The sequence below is a fragment of the Variovorax sp. SRS16 genome, from assembly GCF_901827165.1.
Classification (GTDB): Bacteria; Pseudomonadota; Gammaproteobacteria; order Burkholderiales; family Burkholderiaceae_C; genus Variovorax.
Genome location: NZ_LR594670.1, coordinates 1 through 19,854, shown reverse-complemented (window position 1 = coordinate 19,854; position 19,854 = coordinate 1). Strand labels below are relative to the sequence as shown.

The following is a 19,854-nucleotide window of genomic DNA, read 5'->3' as shown; positions in this document are numbered from 1 at the left end:
GTTGGGCTTAGCCTTCCTATATAGTGACAGGTTTATGACCTAGGGCTCCTTCATGTCGCCAACCGCTGGTAACGCCATCGCGCATATGCGCTTCACTTGGCTTTGACTGCATCCGGCCAGCCTTGCCGTTTCCGCGATGCTCTTACCGCCTTCGCGCAGGGCCACGATGCGGGCATGTGTGGCGGTATCGGGCGTGCGGCCAGCATAGCGGCCCGCAGCCTTCGCCAGCTCAATGCCTTGGCGCTGGCGTTCGCGCCTGTCCTCGTAGTCCTCGTGGGCCATTTGCAGGGCCAGTTTCAAAAGCATGTCCTGCACGGACTCCAAGACGATGCGGGGCACGCCCTGTGCTTCGGCCGCCAGTTCGTCCAAGTCGATGATGCCGGGCACCGATAGCCGGGCACCCTTGGCGCGTATCGAGGCCACAAGCCTTTCGGCTTCGGCCAAGGGTAGGCGGCTGATGCGGTCGATCTTCTCAGCCACCACGATTTCACCGGGTTGCAGATCGTCAATCATGCGCAGCAGCTCGGGACGGTCAGCGCGTGCCCCTGATGCCTTTTCCCGATAAATGCCGGCGACGTAGTACCCGGCCGCCCTTGCGGCCTGCGCGATACCTTCCTGTCGCTCCAAATCCTGCGCTTCGGTGCTTACTCGCATGTAGATGCGGGCAACCTTGACCGGCGCGGCCGAGCTGGTCGTCTTCCTCTTTGTCGTCATGGCATGGCCTTTTAGGGTATACGCAAATGAGCTGGTCATGCTACAGGGGGCCAAGAACTCGCGCCACGGGTCAAATTGGCCGGGTCGATTTTGGCTACCCAAATTGGCCGGCGTGGATCTCGTTCGGGATCTGCTGCAGTAGATCTCGACCAGGTTGGCCAGCCTGGCCAACTCGGTGTTGGCCACGGCCGCCGCGTGCATGCTCGATGCGCGGCAGGGGCAAAAAAAAGCCGCCTCGGGGTGCGAGGCGGCAAGGGAGGCTGCGGAGCGGTAGGGAGGGAGGGAGGAACCCGCTCACACAGTGCAGCCATTATGCGGGCGGTTCGTTAAATCCGTTGTCAGATTTTCGCAGCGCGGCGCGGCTGCAACGGTTGGTCCTGTCGTTGCACGCGCTGTTGCTGCTGCTCGATACGCGCCTGGTGCTTCTCGATCACGTCATGGACGGCGGCCCGCACCTGGCGGTCGATCCCTTCCTTGCCCAGCACGCTCTTGTTCGCCAGGTCGTTGAAGTCGGTCTTGCCCTTCATGTGATCGAGCGCGGCAAGCTGCTGGTCGCTGAGTGTCGTCCCGGTGCGCTGATGCTCCCTGAACTTGTCCGGGGTGACGGGTGGAAGGCCAGCGGGATAGCTGTTCTCGCCCGGCGCAAAGATCGGCAGCATTGCCTTGCCTCCGGTGATCTTCGCGGCCTCCTGGGCCTTCGCCTTGCCTGGGTTGACGCCCTGCGTCAGCTCCAGGTGGCGGTCATCGTCGCCGGCGATGATGACGGGCTTGTCCGGGAATTTCTCGTGCAGCGCCTTCGCAACGGCCGGCAGGTTCCCCGAGTCGAACGCGGCCACGGTGGCGAAGCCCAGCGATTGCGACAAGCTGCCGGCAGTCGCATAGCCTTCACCGATCACAAGGGCGGGGGCCTGGGCCAGCGCATCCATGCCGCCGACGACATGGAAGCAACCTTCCTTGCGGCTGTCCTTCGCAAACCGCTTTGTGCCGTCCTCCTGGATGTATTGCATCGTCCACTGCTTGCCGTCCACGTCCGTTGCGGGGATGTAGGTCTTCTGGCCTGCGCGGTCGGTGAAGACGCCGGCCTGCGGCTCGATGCCCTTGGCCTGCATGTAGGGCGTCGGCTGCTCGACCGGCACCAGGTCGGCCATCTGGCGGCCGACACGTTGCGCGGTCGCTTCGTGGGCCTGAGCCTGCTCGGCTTCGCGGGCCTGCAGCTTGGTGGCGGCCTCGGCCGCCATGCGTGCCTTCTCTTCGGGATCGAGGGTGTAGCCCTTGGACTTCCATTTCATGTCGATGCCGGTCTTGTTGTTCTTCATGTAGCCGGCAGGGTGTCCGTCAAGATGGCCGACATAGAAACCCGAGCCGGCTTTCTCGCTGGGCTTCTCGCCTTCCACGCTGATGCGGTGTTTCTTGCCGTCCATGATGGGATGCTCGCCGCTGACCACGCAGCCGATGGAGCGCAGCGCATCGGCAAACTCTTCCTGCGGCGTCATGGCCGGCCCCTGCTGGTCGGGCACGTTCTCGGGCTTCCAGCGGGCCAGCTTCTCCATGTCGGCCTTCGGGCCGGCATACCAGGACTTCGCTACCTTGTCCCACTCGGCGCCGGCCGCCTTGGCCGCGATGCGCTCGCCGTAGGGAACAGCCAGGTATTCCCGCTCCTGGGCCGCTTTGCGGCCCACGGTGGGGCCTTCGGTCGTCTGCACGGCCTGCGGCGCGTCTACGGCGGCCGTAGCGGCCCCCTGCGCCCATTTTGCGAAGGGGCCTGCAGCGACACCGGCCGGAACGTACCAGGACTGTTCCTGCCGGTCCCACTTCGCACCCAGCGCCTTCGCCTCGTCTTTCTCGCGGTAGGGCACTTGGATGAAGGTCTTTTGCGCCTGGGCCTCGGCCTTGATCTGGCTCGGGGACTGCGCTGCCGGCGCTGCGGCCTGCTGCTGGCCCCGTTCCCGCTCGAACTCGGCGATTCGGCGCTGCATGTCGGCATCGTTGAGCATGGCCGCGCCCTCGGCATCCTTGCGGGCCTCTTTAGCGGCTGAAATTTGCTCGTCCGTGCTGTTCGGGTCGCGGCGCACCGCGTTTTCGAGCACGCGGGCCAGCTTGGCCGCCTGCTCGTGCGGGTTCTGCTCGGTAATGGCATCGACCATGCGCAGCTGGTCGGCCAGCTCGTCGGCCTCGGTGACGGATGGGAAGTCGGCCAGCCACTGATGCGTGCCGTCCTCGTGCTGCGCGTAGACCCCGAAGAACTCCGGTTCAACGCCAAGGGAATGTGCTGCGGCGACGTGAGGCTTGCCGTCGATCTGTTGCGTCACGTTGCCCTGCACATGGATTCGACCGTTCCAATCGGCCGGCATGTCCACGCCGAAGCCTTCCTTCGCGCTCTGCTGGAACGATGCCGGGCTGATGGTGCGTGCGTCGGCCGTCAAGATGATGGCGTTGCGCCGCTCGGCCAGCTCGAATTTCTCGCTCGTCTGCAGGGCGGCCGGGTCGGACACCCGCGTGACGGCTTCTAGTACGCGCTCGATGTAGGCCGCCTCGGCCCGCTTGGCTTGTTGTGCTTGCATGTTCGCCTCCTGCTGCTTCCCTTCGTCCAACATGGCGGCAACGCGGACGCCGTAGGAATCCTGAATCGACTTATCGGCCCGTGCGGCGGCGGCTGTCGCAATTCGGGCGGCCTGCTCGGCCGTCGCACCTACTGGAATGAGCGCGCCATCTGCCGCCACCACGTTGCGCCCTTCGCTGAGGTACTGGAATTGCAAAGTGCGGTTGATGCCATCGCCGGCCGTGATGAACGCATGTGCATCGTTCTTACCGTTCACCGTATCGAACGACTTGGACGCGATGGCAGCGCCATCGCTGCGCACCCAGCCGGCCGACTCCAGCGCGGCCACAACACTTTCAGCTTGTGTCTCCGGCAGCGCCTGGCGCTGCTGCTGCTGGTCCTGCTCCTGCACCTGTTGCTGCTCCAGGCCCAGCACATAGTCTTGAATCTTCTCGGCATCTGCAGCGGCCCGGAAAATCTCCAGCGGATCGTCCTGCAGCGCCTTGATCCACGAACCCACATAGGCGACGTGCTGGCCGGGATCGTGGCCGATGCCCAGCTCGTCGCCCAAGATCATGCTGGCGATTTCCGCCCGCAGCTCTTCCTTGGCGTACCCCTCGGACCCGAATGGATTGGACAAGTCTCGATCAAGGCGCGACTCGTGGCCGGTCCAGTGGCCCAGCTCGTGGAGCGCGGTCGCGTAGTAGTTGTCGGCCGTGGGGAACTGCCCCTTGTCGGGCATGTGGATGCTGTCCGTCGCCGGGCGGTAGAACGCCCGGTTCTGCTCGCCGTGGCGGATCACGGCACCGGACGCCTGCAGGATGTGTTCGGCGCGCTCCACGGCCGTCCAATCCTGTTGCTTGCGCGGTTGCAGCGGTGGAAGCCCGTCGATCTGCTCGGCGTTGAACACCGTCGCAAAGAACACCCTCGGCCGCTCCAGCTTGACCGACTGCTTGACCGGCTCGCCCTGTGCATCAAGGACGGGCTTGCCGTCCGCGTCGGTCTTGATCTGCTCGTCGCTGAACTTCCAGTATTGGATCGGCGTTCCCTTCTCGCCCTTGCGCACCTGGGCACCAACGGCAGCCGCCTGCTTGTAGGTCATCCAGCGCTGGTCGCTGTGGCCCTGGCTCATGAGCTGGATAGCGTTGATGCCCCGGTAGCGCTTGCCGGTGGTCGGGTTCGTCGGAATGAAAGCACCAGGTTGACCAGGCTCCCACGGCTTTTGCCATGGAGCGGTGCCCTCTTTCAATTGCTCGATCAGCTTCTCGGCCACTGTCTCGTGAAATGGCTTTTTCGGCTCCATCTTGTCGTCCCTTCTGAATAGCTCGTTGATCTGCGGAAAGGTCTGCTGCGTCCTGGATCGGTCGTGCAGGCCCTGAGCGACGACGCACACGATGTTGTGCAAGTCGTCCGCCTGCATGGGCCGCACGCGGGCGATGCAGGTTTCCGCGAATGACTGCTGGCCCTTCTGCCGCACCTGGTCTGTGCCCTGGGCGAAGAGGTCCGCGCCCTGGTGATGGCTTGGCTCGATGCCCTCGCAGTACAGGGCAAAGACTTCCTCGGCGCGCACGTCCACGGGATAGCCGGCGTAACGCCGGTCTATGTCGTCCCATAGCGGTTTGAGGCTGGGTTCCTCGCGGGCGGCCACCAGGCCGTCCAGCAAGGCACGCTTCTCTGCCGGCGCGAAGGTGTTGGCTCCGTAGTGGCCCAACACCTCGTGCCGCAGCGTCAGCAGCAGGTCGCCGGCATCCTCCACGTTCGCCAGGGGCACGTCCACGCGGCCACGGTAGGCACGGCCGGCGTGCTGCGTCTCCTTCGGGACGTAGCCGCCTTTCATGTCCTGGGGCACTTCGGCGGCTCGCGGCCCGTACAGCTCGGCGGCGTCCTCGCGGAATTTGTAGGCCAGCTCAAGCGCGCCGGGGTAGTCGCGGACAAAGGCCCGCGTCACCTCCTGCGCCTCGGCTTTCGTGATGGGCATGGATCAGCCCTCCTTGGCCTTGCGTGCGGCGGCCTGGGCGACCGACTCGCCGGGGCGCAGCTCGTACAGCTTGCGGGCGTTGGTGGTCGAGACGATGCGCGGGAGGTCTGCGCTCGGGCCGTCATCGTCAAGGAATGCCGGCTCCAGCGACCCATCGCCGGCCAGGTCGGCCAGGTCGTCGGTGCTGGCGAGGGCATCGCCTTCGCTCAAGGCGTCTTCTGCGAACGCGCCGGCACGGTCGGCCTCGTCGGGATCGAATTCGGCCTGGTAGCCGGGCGTCTGTGCATCGGTCAGCTTCTCGCGCAAGGCTTCCGCGCTGGCTGCGGCGTCGTCAATGGCCGGGATCACTTCGGCGGCCTGGTCGTTGGTTTGCTGGGTCATGTCATCACTCCTTCGGTTTGCTGTAATCGGGCTTGCCCTTGATGTCGGGATAGGTCTGTGTGCATGTCGGGTAGTTGCTGCAACCCCACCAGAACATGCCTTTCTTCTTCGTGCTGGCCCGCCTAGACAAGCCGCTGCCGCAAGCCATGCACTTGTGCAGCTCCGACACCTTTGGCGTCTCTCGCGGCACGGGCTTGCCGGCCTTGTCTTCGCAGACGAACTTGCAGCCATCGGCGAAGCCGGTGCATCCCCAAAAGAACTCGTTCTTTTCCTTCTTCTTGATGCGGCGCAACGGCTTGGCGCAGAGCGGGCAAGGGTGCGTGTCAACCTTGATTGCCAGCCCGTTTTCCTTCACGCCGGCCACCTCGCCAGCGATGTAGTCCATCAGCTCGCGCACGAATGATTCGGTGTCGCGCTGGCCGGCCTGGATGGCCTTCTGCTGCTCATGCCAGAGCGCGGTCATGTCGGGGAATTTGGCCTGGTCGGGCAGGGCGTCGTAGAACTCTTCGGCCGTGGGTGTGGGCACGATGTTCTTGCCTTGCTCGACCAGGTAGGCGCGCTCGAAGAGCGTGGCGATGATGCTGTCTCGCGTGGCCGGCGTCCCGATGCCGCCATGCTCGCCTTCCTTGCCCTTGTCCTTCTCCAGCAGCAGCTTGCGCAGGCGGTCGTCGCGGATGTACTTGGCAACGCGGGTCAAGTCCCCTAGCAGGGTCGCCATCGTGTAGAGCGGCTGCGGCTTCGTTTCCTGCTTGGCGGCCTCGGCATCGACGCAGACGCCGGCCTGGCCGTCGCGCAGCGTGCGTATGTCGATGGACAGGTCGTTCTCGTCGCCTTCCAGGTCTTCATTGCCCGCGTCGTTCTTGTAGAGAACAAGCCAGCCTTGGCGCGTGGTGACGTTGGAGCGCACGGCGAAGCGGTGCCCCTCGGACTCCACCAGCACATCGGTCTGGTCGTATTGGTGCTTGGGCCAGAACTGCGCGATGTAGGCGCGGGCGATCAGCAAATAGATCTTCTGTTCCCCCTCGCTCAACGCCGCCAGGTTCGCCGTCGCCTCTGTTGGAATGATCCCGTGGTGGGCGGAAACCTTGGACGAATTGAAGGCCCGGCTCTTGATCGAGGGATCGGCCCGCTGCGCAACGGCGGCCAACATGGGCGCGGTCTGCGTGATCGCCGCCAGCACGCCCGGCGCGTCCCCGTGCTGCTCGTCGCTGAGGTATTCGCAGTCGCTGCGGTTGTACGTGATGAGCTTGTGCTTTTCGCGCAGCGACTGCGTTATGTCCTTGGTCTGGTCGGGCTTGAAACCGAACTTGCGGGAGGCATCGGTTTGCAGCTTCAACAGGTTGTAAGGCAAGGGCGGATGCTGTTCTTTCTGCTTGGTGTCGGCGCTGACGATTCGCGCAGGCTTGCCCTTGACGGCATCCGCGATGGCCTGGGCATGCTGCTCTTCGATCAGCCGGCCCTTCTCGTCCACTGGATCGGCTTCAACGATCTGATACCGCGCAGGGAAGGCAACGCCTTCGACCTCAAACCGTCCGGTGACGTTGTAGTAGTACGCCTTCTTGTGGGCCTTGAATGCCCGCGTGCGGCGCACGACAAGGCCGACGATGGGGGTCTGCACCCGGCCCACGCTCATGACGCCCTGGTAGCCCTTCTGGCGGGCCGCCAGGGTGTAGGCGCGGGTCATGTTGTAGCCGTAGAGCTGGTCGCCCACGCTGCGGGCCTCGGCGGCGGCCGACAGGCCGGCGAACTCGCGGTTGTCGCGCATGCTCTCCAGCGCCTTGCGCACAACCTTGGTGTTGTTGTCGTTGATGAGAACCCGCTTCACCGGAAGAGTGCAGCCGGCGTACTCCAGGATTTCATCGACAAGAAGCTGCCCTTCATCGTCGGGGTCGCCAGCGTTGACGACGCTGCTGGCTTTCTTCAACAGGCCGAGAATGACCTTGAGCTGGTCCTTCGCGCCCTTGTCACCGCTGGGCTTCTTCTTCCAAGGAATATGGGACATGGGCAGGTCGTCCATGTTCCATTTGCTGTATCGCTCGTCGTAGTCCTCGGGGTCCAGCAGTTGCAGCATGTGGCCGTAGCACCAGGCCACATAGTCGCCGCCGCAGTCGTAGTACCCGTCCTTGCGGCTTCCGCCTCCCAAGCCTTCGACAATGGCTTTCGCCAGGTCGGGCTTTTCTGCAATGAACAAACGCATGGTGCCTCCTACCAGGTGATGACCGGGACGATCACGGTCTTGATTTGCGAAACGTTGACCGGCCCGAAGTAGCGGCCGTCGAACGATGTGCCGCTCACGTCCGACATAAGCAGCACCTCGGAATTGCCCAGCTCGTAGCTGTTGGTCTGGTAGCGCGGCAAGGGCCGGCCAGCCTTGTCGGTCTTGAGCGGTGCGCTCAGTGGCAGCAGTGCGCCATTCACTCGCACGCCGTCATCGGCCACGGTGACGGCATCGGCTTTAGCGGCTAAAACCTTTTTCATGAGGTAGCCGTAGCCGCCAGGGCAGAACCCGCCCCCGATGTAGCCCCGTTCCTTGGCGTCACCGAACACGCCGACTTGCGGCGGGCAAAACATGACGTAAGCGCCCTTCTCTACCGGCGCGCTGCTTGCCCAATAGAGGCCGACGGGAATGCTCTTCGTGGTGTTGACGCGGGCACCGGCTGCATAGCAGGCAACGCCCAAGGCGAGCACGGCAGCGCCGCCGATGGCGGTGCCGATGGTGATCCGTTTCAGCAAGCGGCTCATATCGTGATCCCCTCCCCTGCGGGCGCGACAAAGCTGTTACGCAGCTTGTCGCTGTTCTTCGGTGCGGGAATCGCCGCCCGCGCCTGAAAGGTCGGGTCTTGGAAATACAGTGGCTGCTTGCCGTAGATCGCGGGATAGCCCGCGACGTACACCACCATGTCGCCGGCCTTTGCAATGTCGCCGCCCTCGGTCTTCACCGGGCCGGGCATGCGCAGGCACTCATCGGGCGTGAGCAAGGGGCGCTGAACTTCCTGGATCGTGCGCGACACCTGGCCCAGCAAAGCGCTCGTGCGCCGGCCGCTGGTGGTGATCTGCTCCTTCGCTACGGTGGTCTGGCCGGTGAGCTTGGAAAGATGCTCGGCCGTCTCAACGCGGTTCGGTGGGTAGGCGTTCTGGACGTGGCAGTTCGACGTGATGCTCTCGTCGTGGCCGTAGCCGGTTTCGCGGCTCTTGAGCTGGTTAATGTCCTGGCAAATCAGGTAGCACTTGATGCCGTAGCCGGCCACGAATGCCAGCGACTCCTGCATGATTTCGAGCTTCCCCAGGCTGGGAAACTCGTCAAGCATCATCAGCATGCGGTGCTTGTAGTGCGCCACCGGACGGCCGTTCTCGAAGTCCATCTTGTCGGCCAGCAGGCGAACGATCATGTTCACCATGACCCGCACCAACGGCCGCAGGCGGGCCTTGTCGTTTGGCTGCGTGACGATGTAGAGACTCACCGCGTTGTCGTGGTGCATCAAGTCCTTGATCTTGAATTCGGACTTGCTCACGTTGCGGGCCACGATGGGATCGCGGTACAGGGCCAAGTAGGACTTGGCGGTGGACAGCACCGATCCTGCTTCCTCGTCGGGCCGGTCCATCATGTCGCGGGCGGCAGAGCCGACAACCGGGTGGACCTGGCCGTCTACGTGGCTGTAGGTGGTCATTTCCATCCACAGCTCGCCAATGTCGCGGTTGGGGTCGGCCAGCATGGCATCGACGCCGGGCAGCGTGGCCGGCGTGCCTTCGGCCTTGGCCTTGTAGAGCGCATGCAGGATCACGCCGACAAGCAGCGCCTGGCTGGTCTTTTGCCAGTGCGATTCGAGGCCCTTGCCGTCCGGGTCAACGATCAGCGTTGCGAGGTTCTGCACGTCGCCCACTTCGTTTTCCGTGCCAAGGCGGATTTCATCGAGTGGGTTCCAGCAAACGCTACCGCTGGCCGTCGCCGGCTCGAAACGCAGAACCTTGTTCTTCGCATGCTTCTGCCGCCATCCGGCCGTCAGCGCCCACAGCTCGCCTTTCAGGTCGGTGATGACTGCGCTATGGCCCCAGGACAGCAGCGTAGGAACCACCAGGCCGACGCCCTTGCCGGAACGGGTCGGCGCATAGCAAAGCACATGCTCCGGCCCGTTGTGGCGCAAGTAGTGCTGCTTGCCCTTCTTGTCGATCCACGCGCCCACGTAGACGCCTGAGCTGGCCGCCGCATCCTTGCCGGTGATGGTTTGCCAGAACGACCGCGCACGCGGGATGAGGCCGGCCGCCTGAATGTCCCTGACGTTCGCCCAGCGGGCCGAGCCGTGCAGGTACTCGTTCACCTTCGATGAATTCGCCAGCACCATCTTGGCGACAACCAGGCTGATGAGGCCAACGCCGGTAATCGTGACGCCGATGCTTCCGGCGCGCATGAAGGCGTCGGGGTACTGGCCGTACCACTTGCCGGCCCACTGGACGATTCCCCACGGCGGGTAAATGTGGTTGATGTGCGCGCCAAGCGCGGCCTGGTACTTGAAGTCATGGGCGAAGAACTGCGTAGCAGCCTGCAATCCGCCGCCAAGGGACAGCACGGCCAGCGCCGGGATGACCTTGCCAGGCCCCTCCTTCTCGGCGCGTACCTGCGGCCCTACCGCGTTGTTGAACCTGTCTTTTGTCATCTGCTACGTCCTTTCGTCGTTTTGATGGAACCCTGGGGGGTCACGGTGATGGCATCACCAACGGCAAGGCGCTTGAGGCGTCGTGCGGTCGGCTCATCAACTGGCAGCACCATGACTTCCTCGCCGCGTGTCAGAAGGGCCAGTGATTGCCCCTCGACCTGGCGGATGCCGGCGAAAGTCGCGGCCCCGTCCTGCCCGTCAGTATAGCGGGAGTGCTTCGGTATATCGAATCCTTTAAGGCGCTTGCCCTCCCGCTCCGCTATGTATTTGTCGGCGGCAGCGGCAACCTGCGGGCTTAGTCTTCCTGGCCCAAAAATATCCCGTCGCAGGCCGTCAACTGGTTTGGCTCCTTGTTGCTCCACGTCACCAGGAACATGACGCGGCAATAGCACTTCACTTCCGCTGGCGAGCTGAACCACACCGAGTTGGGACAGTCTTCGCAGACGGTTTTGGCTTTGGGGCGGCGGCTTTCGTCCAACGCGGCCAACGTTGGGCTTGGTGGTCCGTCCGGCTGCGGCGGCTCGTGGCTGTCCGGCTCGGGCGGCTCCGGGGATTGCGGCAATGGCTGGTCCACTGCCGCTAATGCCGCCTCCAGCAGCTCGTCCTCGGTCGGTTCGGTCATGGTCGTTCTCCTTCGTGGTTGCTTGGGTCAATAGTTCTTGACGGCGGCGCTCCAGGGCGTCGTCGTCAAAGGTGATGGGTAATTTCGAGGCCGCCGCCGCTTGGGCGATCTGCTCTTTGAATGCCGGCGTGCCGCCGACGCTGATGCGGTCGCCGTAGCGATCCATTGCCATGCGCAACGCGGCCTGCATGCCGTCCTGGTCGGCCCCGCGCGAGACTTTCAGGCGGTCGCCATCGTCGCGGACGGCGGTAGGGCCGACGCGATAGATGATCGTGCCCTTCTTCGTCACGCTGTCCTGCTCTGCAGCGGCCGCCTGGGGCCGCAGCGGCCCCGTGCCGGCCACGGTGTTGCCCTTGAGGCCCTGGGCAGCATCGCGGGCGCGCAGCGCCCCTAGCGCCTCCTGGTCGCCCTCTGCGGCCTTGGCGCGCAGCCAATCGGCCCACGCACGGCGCTGGTACTTCTCATGTATCTCTTGCCGTTCCTTGAGGTACTGCTTGTTGATCTTCTCGATCTCGGATTTCATGGTCTTGCTGGTGGCCGAATACATCAGCTTCTTGCCCACGCCGGCCCCTGAAATCAGCTTGATGGTCGAACGCTTGAGCCGCCCGCTACGCTTCGCGGCTTCAATGAGGCGGTCTTTCTTCGCCCTCGCCTTCTCCCATTCGGCCGTGCGCGATCCGCTGATGGTGAGTTGATCGGCCTTGTACTTCGCGTGCAGCTCTACCGTGTTGACACGGGACCGCACCGGCTTCTTGTCGTACTGTTTGCGCGGCTTCTGCGCTGCGCGCTCCAAGTGCTCGGCCGATGGCTCGAAGGTGCCCAGCCTTTCTTCCAGCTTGGCCTTGGAGAATTCGCGGCCGATGGAACTGGCCTTGACGGCAAGGCCGTCAGCGGCTTGGATCACGAACCCATTGCCGCGCTCGCGCAGCTCCAGGCCGTTGTCCCGCATGACCTGGTGCAGAGCCTCCCACGACTGCGCGGCCTGCATGTCTGCGGCGCATTCGCGCTTGACCCAGCCCTGCAGGCTTTCGACGCCTGCATGCCGCTCCATGTCTTGGGCGCGGCCCTCCGATACCAGCTTGTTCCCCTGGTGGTTGTCGCGCTCCAGGCCGTATTCGCGTTCGAGCTTTTCGCAGAGCTGCCCGAGCGTGTGATAAGCGTTGAATGGCTCCAGGATCGTGTAGCGCGTTGGGTGAATCTTGTTGATGGCGATGTGAATGTGCAGGTTGTCGGTGTCGTGGTGAACGGCACTGACGCGCTGATGCTCGCCAAACCCCAGCCCTTCGCATATCCGCGCCTCGATGGCCTTCAAGGTCGCGTCGTCGGGTTGCTCGCCTGGCCGGAAGCTGACGATCAGGTGATACGTCTTGTCGGCCCCCGACCGGGTGTTTTGCGCCTGGGTGTTGAGGACTTCGGTGATCGCCACTTCGGGCCGGTCTGTGTGGCAGTTCGTGACAGCCACGTAGCCCACGCGCTCGTTCTTCGCCTGTTCGTCGGTGATGTACTTCACCAGACCGGCGAAGTCACTCTTCTGCACCGTCTTCATGGAAACGTGCTTTGCGATCACGGCCACCCCCCGCAATTTTTAGCGGCTAAAGGGCTCATCGCTTCACCCTTGGAGTGACAACCTCCTGCATGACCTCGTGCATGCGGTCCTGCGTGGATTCGATCCTCGACAACAGGGCGAGGATGGTCGTCTCTCCAAACTGGAGCGTCCTCACGTCATCGGTGAGCCACAGCTTCAGCAGCCCACCCAGCCGCCCAAGGTCGCCATTGATGCGAGCAAGTTCTTCAACTCGCTTGTTGTCCAGGATGCCGGGCACCTGGTAGCCAAGACCCACGTTCCGCAGGTACGCCGCCACGGGAAGCCCGACCGAAGCCGCCAGTCGTTTGATTTCGGCTTCCTCGTCGGGAAGCACGGGGACGCGCAAATGCCGGCCCGCTTTGCGGGTCGGCATTCGCGGATCGTCGCTGTTTCTTGTCTTTGCCATTGGCCTCTCTTTAGCGGCTAAAGCCGCGCACCTCAGACGGCGGTAGCCGTCAGCCTCGCAGAGCAGGATTCCCCGTTGAGCACGAAGTGCGAATAAGGGGATAGTGAAGATAGATAACCGGCTTTCCGGTTAGCTAACTTCACCTATCCTGCCCGCCTTTCGGCGGTATGAACACCAAGGAAAGCATACACCACCGCGCCGCATTTAACCGCTGTTATTGCGCTGAAAGCTAACCGATATAGCGAAAAAGCGCATAGGATGCCTATAATCAGCCTCAATCGCCTTGTTTCAGCGCACTGTCAGCACATTGACAGCGCTGTAACAGCGATCTTTTTGCGATCTAACGCAGTGCTAGAGTTGTACGCAATAGGAACGACATGGAAAACGAACGATGCCGAAGAGCTACCCCGAAGAGCTGGCCGAATGGGTGAAAAAACGCGAAGCAACCAGGCCGAGACAGGACAAGAACGTGGTGGCGTTCTTGGCCCTCAAGAGCGACGTGCAGGACGCAATCGCGGCCGGCTATTCGCTTCTAACGATCTGGGAGCATCTGCACGAGAAGGGGAAGATCCCGTATCGCTACGAAACCTTCTTGAAGCATGTACGCCGGCACATCAAGGGCCGGCCTCCTGCGGTGGTAGACGGCCAGCCATCGACGCCACCAGACCCGCCACGTCCACCCGCTGCAGGCAAGACCGCTGCACCACGGCCGCAACAACCAACGAAGTCAGCGCCAGCTCCGGCCGGCTTCAAATTTGACTCTCAACCGAAAAAAGAGGATTTACTGTAATGGCGAAAATTCACATGGTTCTGCAAGGCAAGGGCGGGGTGGGCAAGTCGTTCATCGCGGCCACCTTGGCACAGTACAAGGCAAGCAAGGGTCAGAAGCCACTCTGCATCGACACGGACCCGGTGAACGCCACGTTCGCCGGCTACAAAGCCCTCGGGGTGAAGCGCCTCCAGATCATGGAAGGCGACGAAATCAACCCGCGCAACTTCGATACCTTGGTCGAATTAGTTGCGCCGTCGAAGGATGACGTAATCATCGACAACGGGGCCAGCTCGTTCGTGCCGCTTTCGCACTACCTCATCAGCAACCAGGTGCCGGCACTCCTGGCAGACATGGGGCATGAACTGGTCGTGCATACGGTCATCACGGGCGGCCAGGCTCTTCTTGACACCGTGAGCGGCTTTTCGCAGCTCGTGAGCCAGTTCCCCACGGAAGCAATTTTCGTGGTGTGGCTGAATCCGTATTGGGGGCCGATTGAGCACGAAGGTAAGGGCTTTGAACAGTTGAAGGCATACACGGCCAACAAGGCCCGCGTTTCGGCCATCGTGTCGATTCCAGCCCTCAAGGAAGAAACCTACGGCCGCGATCTGAGCGACATGCTGCAGGAACGTTTGACGTTCGATGAAGCCCTGGCGATGGACTCCCTCACGATCATGACCAGGCAGCGGCTCAAGATCGTGAAGGGCCAGCTCTTCGGCCAGCTCGATAGCGCAGCGGTGCTGTGATGGCCGACCAGGTAGAGGAACTCATCAAGGAGATTGCCGCGAAGCACGGCATAGCCGTCTCGCGTGATGATCCGATCCTGGTCCTGCAGACGATCAACAACCGGCTGATGCAGGACAGCTCCAAGGCGCAACAGGCCCAGCTCGATCAGTACAAGGAAGAGCTGGAGGCCCTGGCGCTCCGCTGGGGGACGGACGCCAAAGACAAGGCCGAGCGCATCCTGAATGCGGCACTGACCGCAAGCAAAGGGGCGATGGACAAGGCCATGCAGGAGAACGCCAAGAGCACGGCAGCCACGGTGCGCGCCGAGGTCGATGCAGCCTTGGGCCGTGTCGCTGGCCAGGTCAAGGATGCGCGGCGGATCGGCCTGCTGAACGTGCTTGCATCGTGCATCACGCTCGCGGCGGCGGCGGTTGCGTTGTGGGTAGCGCTGCGATAGCGCAGCGCCTGCAGGCGCGCATAAAAAAGCCCGGCATCGCCGGGCTTCTTTTTTTGGGGATGCGGCGCAGCTAGCGCGCCTGCGAAAGCCCTAGCCGCACGCCTCGGCCGGTTCGTTCGATCTGCTCTCGACGCTCGCGGTCCTGAGCCTGCTTTTTCTCCTGCTCTTCCTTGCGCTGCAGGGCTTCGTGCCGGCGCTGCGCTTCGCGCATGTCGGCCCATTCGCTGGCAAGCTCTGGCTCTTGAGCACGCAGCTTTCGAGCGGCAAGCTCTTCGATGCGGGGGGAATGGATGCCCATGCCCTCCTTGATTTCACGGACGGTTTCTAGCCGTCCATGCAGGCGCTGCAAGGTGGCTTGCTGCTGCTGCATCTGCTGTTGCCACTTGGCACGGGTCGAGGGCAAAGCAAGCATGCCCGGCTGCTTGGCCTGCGCCTGCTGCATCCGGGATTCTTGCCGCTCGATCAGGTCTTCAAGCCGGTCCTCGATCCTTTCCGCCTGGTCGTGCTTCGCCTCGACCTGCGCCGCGAAAGCGGCGCTGTATTGAGACTCCAAGGGGGAGGCTTCAAGCAAGGCCGCTTGCTCGGCCTGGGCCTCCAGGGCGCGATCCTGCAGGGCGTCGGCTTGAACCTCTGCGTCTGCGCCGGCCTGGCGGGCACCGGCAAGCGTGGCGCGGGCGGTTTGCTGCGTCTGCTGCTGCAGTCGCTCCCTGGGAATGCTCATGGCCTTGGCTCCTTTTTAGCGGCTAAAGCTTCATCGGGACAACCCTCGCCCCAGCTTGATGGATGACGGGGCGACTTGCGCCTTGTCACCATCGTATTTGATGCTGGAATTGCTCCCGATTTCAGGTACTTTATCGAAATTCGTCCGGTCATGCTGGACGAACTGTTTGCCGACCTGTTGATACACATGATCTTTGTCGGCATGGACGATCACTCCATCGTGGCTCTGGCTCTTGTCGGCCTTGGTGGATAGGTGGATGTTGTAAATCCCCGGCTTGATCGGGCCGGCTTTTTCGACCTTATCCGTGGCCCACTGTCCTCCCTGCTCGCTCTGAACGAGCCTCTGCCCGTTCATCACAAGAAGGCGCTGTTTCATTCCAATACTCCTAGACTCATGGGTTAAAAAAAAGCTGGTCTGGCATGCCAGCGCGAATAAGGCCAGCCATACCGCTTGAGTCGCCGTTGTAGGCCTCGATTGACGCCTGGGTCATGCTGGCCTGACTGACCCCGCTCCAGTCGATCCTGTGGCCCGCCTGCTGGGCCAGTTGCCCGATGAACTCACGCTGCGTCCTGCCGTTCCCTTCACGGAAGGGATGAAGCACGTTGATTTCCCCGAGATAGTGGCCGGCCCGCTTGCTGAACTCGTCGGCATCGAGGCCGCGCAAGAGCTGTTCCTTGGCAAGCTGCCCAAAGAGCTGCTGCGCCGCGCTCTGGATCGCAACCTGCCGGGCAAACATGGTGCTGCCTTTCGAGATTTCGACCTGGCGGATTTGGCCCGCCCAGTCGTACACGTCGCCAAAAAGGCGCTTGTGAATTCGCTGCAGGTGCGCTAAATCGAATTTGCCTTTAACGGGCTGCTCGCGCAATTCGCTGGCCCGCAAAAAGGAAAGGGTGGATTCGGCTTTATCGAGTCCACCCTGTTCCTTGATTCCAAGGAGATTGCGGAGAACACCCGTTTCGCTGTCCAGGTAAGGATCGCCGCGATCCCCGGCGTATTTCATGCCATTTCTAGCCGCATGCGCGCCTTGTACTGGTCCACGGCGGCACCGATGGTCATCTCGCCACGCGCCCAGCGCTCGGCGTCGGCCACGGCCTGCGCATCGGGCTCTAAGCCCTCGATGCGCTGGCTCGCAAGGGCGCTTTGCACCACGGCGCGGCGCTCGGTCTGTTCCTGCTCTGCGATCATGATTTTTGCCCCTCGGATGTAGCTGCCAAACAACATGCCATTTTAGCGCAAAACCCCCGAAATATCAGTCCTTTTTGGTACGTGAAACGGCCTTATCGGCTTTTTCCGAGTCTCGGAATGCGGCCATCAATTGCGTGTGCTGCTCCTTGAAGGCTTCGAGCTGGCCGCGCAGCCCTGCCGCCTCTTCCCGCGCCGCAGCCGCGTCCCGCTGCGCCTGGTCGCGCTCGGCCTGGGCACCAGTGAAGCGCTCGACCATGCGCGCCGCTTCCTGGGCGGCCGTCTTGCGCTGCTCCTGGTGCGCCTCTGCCTGGGACTCCGCACGGGCCTTGACGCCGGCCAGCTCGCTCCGCAACGCCTCGACCTGGACCTGAGCCTGGCGTAGTTGGTCGGCCAGCTTGACGCCTTCGGCCTCGGCCAGCTCCTGGCGCTGCTGCACCTTGTCGCGTTCGGTGCGCAGGCTATCGGCCGTGGCCTTGGCCTGGGCGGCGGCAGTCTCGGCCTCGGCGTGCGCGTGATCGAGTTCGGCGCGCAGCTCACCCGCCCGACGCTCAATTTCTTCGGCCCGGCCCTCGGCCACGGCGGCCCGCTGCTGCATGCCCAGCAGGGCGGTATGCCCTTCCTCGATCTGCTGCCGGCTCGCCTCGGCCAGCTCGGCCGCCTGGCGAGCCGCCGCCTCCAGCTCGGCAATGCGGCCCTGCGCCGCCTCCAGCTCGGCCGCCTGCGACTCGTAGGCGTCGGCCATCTGTTTGTTCAGCGTCTCGGCCTCGATGCGCTCCGCGTCCCAGCCCGCTTGCGCAGCCCGAAGGGACTCGTTCGCCAGCTCCTGGGCCTCCTTCCACAAGGACGCCAGCGCGGCGCTGCTGGCCTGCTGAACGGCCTCGGGCACCTGGACGGCCACCGGGGCCGCCTGGGCGGTCTGCGCACGCCGCCATTCCTTCATGCCAGCGCTGGCGTCGTTCATGTTGACGCGGGCGACCTTCCGCACGGCATCGACCGTGGGAAAGGCGGCCCGGCCGGCCTGCTCGTAGAGCGAATCAGCGGCGGCAAAGATGCGGTCGCGGGTGTCTTTGGCAAGTTCCATGGTGCGCGGCTCCGGGTTGAGTAATACGATAATAAGAGTTATATTATTATTATTATTCTTACCTGTCAAGCGTTTAGCTAAACTTTTTTTAGCGGCTAAAACCGTGGGACGAAAAAAAACCCGCCGGGAGCGGGCGGGCTTGTGGGGTGCGGCGTGGGCCTGGGCGCGGCCCTGCGGGGGAATCAGGGCTTGGTTTAGCCTTCCAGCAGGGCCACCAGAGTGACGCTGCTCAAGTTGGCTTCAAACTCTTGGCCGTCATCCTCGTACTTCAACCAGGCGAAGCCCTCGGCCGGTGGGCGACGGTTGAGGATCAGCCGGGCAGGGCGTTCGTTGTGCTGCACCTGGACGATGGCCTTTTTCAGCTTGTCGGGGTCGGGCTCCTTCTCTTCCTTCTTGGAGTCAGAACCTGAACCCTGCTCGCCGTCGCCAGCTTCGGCGTCCGTCTTTCCGGTGAGTACGTCTACCGTATTCGGATCGCGGTCGTCGTCCTCGTGCTTGCGCTTGTCGTCCAGAAACTCGCGCAGCAGCTTGACCGAACCCCGCGTGATTTCCTGGTTCTCATCTTCCAGCCAGTCCGTGACCTCCTGCGGCTTCTTCTTGAACGCCGTCACCAGCTCGTTGACCACGGTAACGTCCTTGACGCGGCCCGAGTTGAACGCCTCGGCAATGGGATCAGGCAAGTCCAGCAGCGCGGCATGCTGCGTCACGAAGGCGGGCGACTTGCTGATGGCCTTGGCAATCTCGCCCTTCTTGACTCCCTTCGCCAGCTCGCGGCCGATGTAGTCGGCAATCTCGCGGGCCGTCAGTTCATTGCGCTGCAGGTTCTCCACCACCTGGTCGGCCTCGTTGTAGTCGTTGTCGATGAAGCCGGGGATCGTGGCCTTGTCGGCTCGCTTCGAGCCACGGAAGCGACGCGCGCCGTGGTTGATGAGGTAGCGACCAGGCGCATCCGGGTTGTCGCGCACGGAAATGGGGGTCTTGACGCCACGGAGGCGGATCGAGGCGGCCAGCTCGTCCAGGCTCTCGTCGGAGAAACCGGGGTTGTCCTCTGTGCGCGGCTGGTGCGGGTCTTCATCAATCAGGCCCATGTCCAGGTCCAGCGGCCCGCCACCGTTCGCGGCGGCCGTAGGGCCGGCCAGGAGCGCCGACAGGTCGCCCATGCCCTCCAGGCCCAGCCCACCGGCTTGCGGCTTCGCCTCGGCCTCGGGAGCGGCCTTTGCAGGCGTCTTCGACTTGGGGGCAATCTTCTTGTTTGCGGCGGTGCTCATTGCGCGATCTCCATCTTTTCAAAAACATAGGCGGCCAAAGCGCGAACTTCGTGCGTGGCCTTGCGGGCGGCGGTCTTCCTGATCTTCCAGACGGGCACCCCGGACGCCAGGGCGTCGGCAATGCTGCTGCGCAGGCCGATGCTGGCCGGCGCCATCAGCTTCGGATAGGCCGCCTGTAGCTCGACCTGGTGGCGCACATGGCGCGGGTTCCTCGCGTCTACCTTGGACGGCACCATGCCCAGGAACTGCAGGCCGGCGTTCTCCTTGCGGACGTTCATGATCGTGGTCAGCATCATCTTGATGCCCTGAATGCTGTACGCCTCCAGCTCGATAGGGGACAGCACGCAATCGGCTGCGTAGAGCGCGGCCACCAGGGCAACGCCAAGGCCGGGTGCCGTGTCGATCAGGCACACGTCGAACCCTTGGCCAGCCAGCGCCTTGAGGTTGGCTTTCAGGTTCTGCTTGGCCTTGTCCAGCGGCAGAAAAACGGCATTGGCCAGCTCGGGATCTGCTTCGATCAGGGCCAGGCGTGCGCCGTCGCTATCGGCCGCGGCTGCGCCTCGCCAGCCATCGGCCGGCACCGGACCAAAGAAACCGCTCGCCCGAGCCTCGATCTTGTACTGCGCCAGGGTGAAGGAGGCATTGGCTTGCGTGTCCAGGTCGATTACGGCAACGCGAAGGCCACGCTCCAGGAAGTCGAACGCCAGGTGAACAACACTCGAAGTCTTCCCGACTCCGCCTTTCTGTTGAGCGACGACCAGGGTTTTCAT

At 63.3% G+C, this 19,854-nt stretch carries 18 protein-coding genes; 3 read left to right on the top strand and 15 right to left on the bottom strand.

Going from position 1 to position 19,854, the window contains the following annotated elements:
* Positions 1-39: 39 nt before the first annotated feature.
* The 8 genes from E5P2_RS37370 to traJ form a co-directional block, all read right to left on the bottom strand.
* Positions 40-714 carry a recombinase family protein gene (locus E5P2_RS37370; protein ID WP_162572167.1) on the bottom strand — a complete coding sequence of 225 codons (675 nt, stop codon included), beginning with the start codon at positions 712-714 and terminating at the stop codon, positions 40-42.
* 338 nt (positions 715-1,052) lie between these two features.
* On the bottom strand, positions 1,053-5,231 hold the full coding sequence (locus E5P2_RS37365; RefSeq protein WP_162572151.1) for a zincin-like metallopeptidase domain-containing protein: 4,179 nt from the start codon (positions 5,229-5,231) through the stop codon (positions 1,053-1,055).
* 3 nt (positions 5,232-5,234) lie between these two features.
* A complete protein-coding gene (locus tag E5P2_RS37360; protein ID WP_011171724.1) occupies positions 5,235-5,612 on the bottom strand; it encodes a hypothetical protein in 378 nt (125 codons plus the stop codon).
* 4 nt (positions 5,613-5,616) lie between these two features.
* Positions 5,617-7,809 (bottom strand): DNA topoisomerase 3, encoded by a 2,193-nt coding sequence (locus tag E5P2_RS37355; RefSeq protein WP_011171725.1) that lies wholly within the window; start codon positions 7,807-7,809, stop codon positions 5,617-5,619.
* A gap of 8 nt (positions 7,810-7,817) precedes the next feature.
* Positions 7,818-8,354: a conjugative transfer signal peptidase TraF gene (gene traF, locus E5P2_RS37350; protein WP_011171726.1), complete on the bottom strand. Its 537-nt coding sequence runs from the start codon at positions 8,352-8,354 to the stop codon at positions 7,818-7,820.
* On the bottom strand, positions 8,351-10,264 hold the full coding sequence (locus E5P2_RS37345) for a type IV secretory system conjugative DNA transfer family protein (protein ID WP_015063532.1): 1,914 nt from the start codon (positions 10,262-10,264) through the stop codon (positions 8,351-8,353). The genes traF and E5P2_RS37345 overlap by 4 nt, the downstream gene beginning before the upstream one ends.
* Positions 10,261-12,453, bottom strand: a complete 2,193-nt coding sequence (traI, locus tag E5P2_RS37340; protein WP_015063533.1) for a TraI/MobA(P) family conjugative relaxase — start codon at positions 12,451-12,453, stop codon at positions 10,261-10,263. Before traI ends, E5P2_RS37345 begins: the two co-directional genes overlap by 4 nt.
* A gap of 34 nt (positions 12,454-12,487) precedes the next feature.
* A complete protein-coding gene (gene traJ, locus E5P2_RS37335; RefSeq protein ID WP_011171731.1) occupies positions 12,488-12,877 on the bottom strand; it encodes a conjugal transfer transcriptional regulator TraJ in 390 nt (129 codons plus the stop codon).
* A gap of 391 nt (positions 12,878-13,268) precedes the next feature.
* On the opposite strand from traJ, the gene E5P2_RS37330 reads away from it, so the two are divergent.
* From E5P2_RS37330 to E5P2_RS37320, 3 genes are read left to right on the top strand one after another with little or no spacing between them, the layout of a single operon-like run.
* Complete coding sequence (locus E5P2_RS37330) at positions 13,269-13,667, top strand: TraK family protein (protein WP_011171732.1); 399 nt, start codon at positions 13,269-13,271, stop codon at positions 13,665-13,667.
* Complete coding sequence (locus E5P2_RS37325) at positions 13,667-14,392, top strand: nucleotide-binding protein (RefSeq protein WP_011171733.1); 726 nt, start codon at positions 13,667-13,669, stop codon at positions 14,390-14,392. The genes E5P2_RS37330 and E5P2_RS37325 overlap by 1 nt, the downstream gene beginning before the upstream one ends.
* Positions 14,392-14,829 carry a conjugal transfer protein TraM gene (locus E5P2_RS37320; protein WP_011171734.1) on the top strand — a complete coding sequence of 146 codons (438 nt, stop codon included), beginning with the start codon at positions 14,392-14,394 and terminating at the stop codon, positions 14,827-14,829. The genes E5P2_RS37325 and E5P2_RS37320 overlap by 1 nt, the downstream gene beginning before the upstream one ends.
* Before the next feature lie 70 nt (positions 14,830-14,899).
* Here E5P2_RS37320 and E5P2_RS37315 read toward each other — a convergent pair whose 3' ends face one another.
* The 7 genes from E5P2_RS37315 to E5P2_RS37285 form a co-directional block, all read right to left on the bottom strand.
* Positions 14,900-15,550, bottom strand: a complete 651-nt coding sequence (locus E5P2_RS37315; RefSeq protein ID WP_220812009.1) for an IncP plasmid survival protein KfrC family protein — start codon at positions 15,548-15,550, stop codon at positions 14,900-14,902.
* Between the two features lie 30 nt (positions 15,551-15,580).
* Positions 15,581-15,925, bottom strand: coding sequence for a KfrB domain-containing protein (locus tag E5P2_RS37310; RefSeq protein ID WP_015063536.1), 345 nt, complete (start codon positions 15,923-15,925; stop codon positions 15,581-15,583).
* 16 nt (positions 15,926-15,941) lie between these two features.
* Entirely contained in the window at positions 15,942-16,550 is a 609-nt protein-coding gene (locus tag E5P2_RS37305) for a Fic/DOC family protein (protein WP_011171676.1), read from the bottom strand.
* Positions 16,547-16,735, bottom strand: a complete 189-nt coding sequence (locus E5P2_RS37300) for an antitoxin VbhA family protein (RefSeq protein WP_011171677.1) — start codon at positions 16,733-16,735, stop codon at positions 16,547-16,549. Before E5P2_RS37300 ends, E5P2_RS37305 begins: the two co-directional genes overlap by 4 nt.
* Positions 16,736-16,799: 64 nt before the next feature.
* Positions 16,800-17,816, bottom strand: coding sequence for a DNA-binding protein (locus E5P2_RS37295; RefSeq protein ID WP_011171678.1), 1,017 nt, complete (start codon positions 17,814-17,816; stop codon positions 16,800-16,802).
* Between the two features lie 194 nt (positions 17,817-18,010).
* Positions 18,011-19,084 (bottom strand): transcriptional repressor gene korB, encoded by a 1,074-nt coding sequence (locus E5P2_RS37290; protein WP_011171679.1) that lies wholly within the window; start codon positions 19,082-19,084, stop codon positions 18,011-18,013.
* Positions 19,081-19,854 (bottom strand): ParA family protein (locus E5P2_RS37285; RefSeq protein ID WP_162572150.1); only part of this gene is annotated, 774 nt, incomplete at its 5' end. The genes E5P2_RS37290 and E5P2_RS37285, both read right to left, overlap by 4 nt.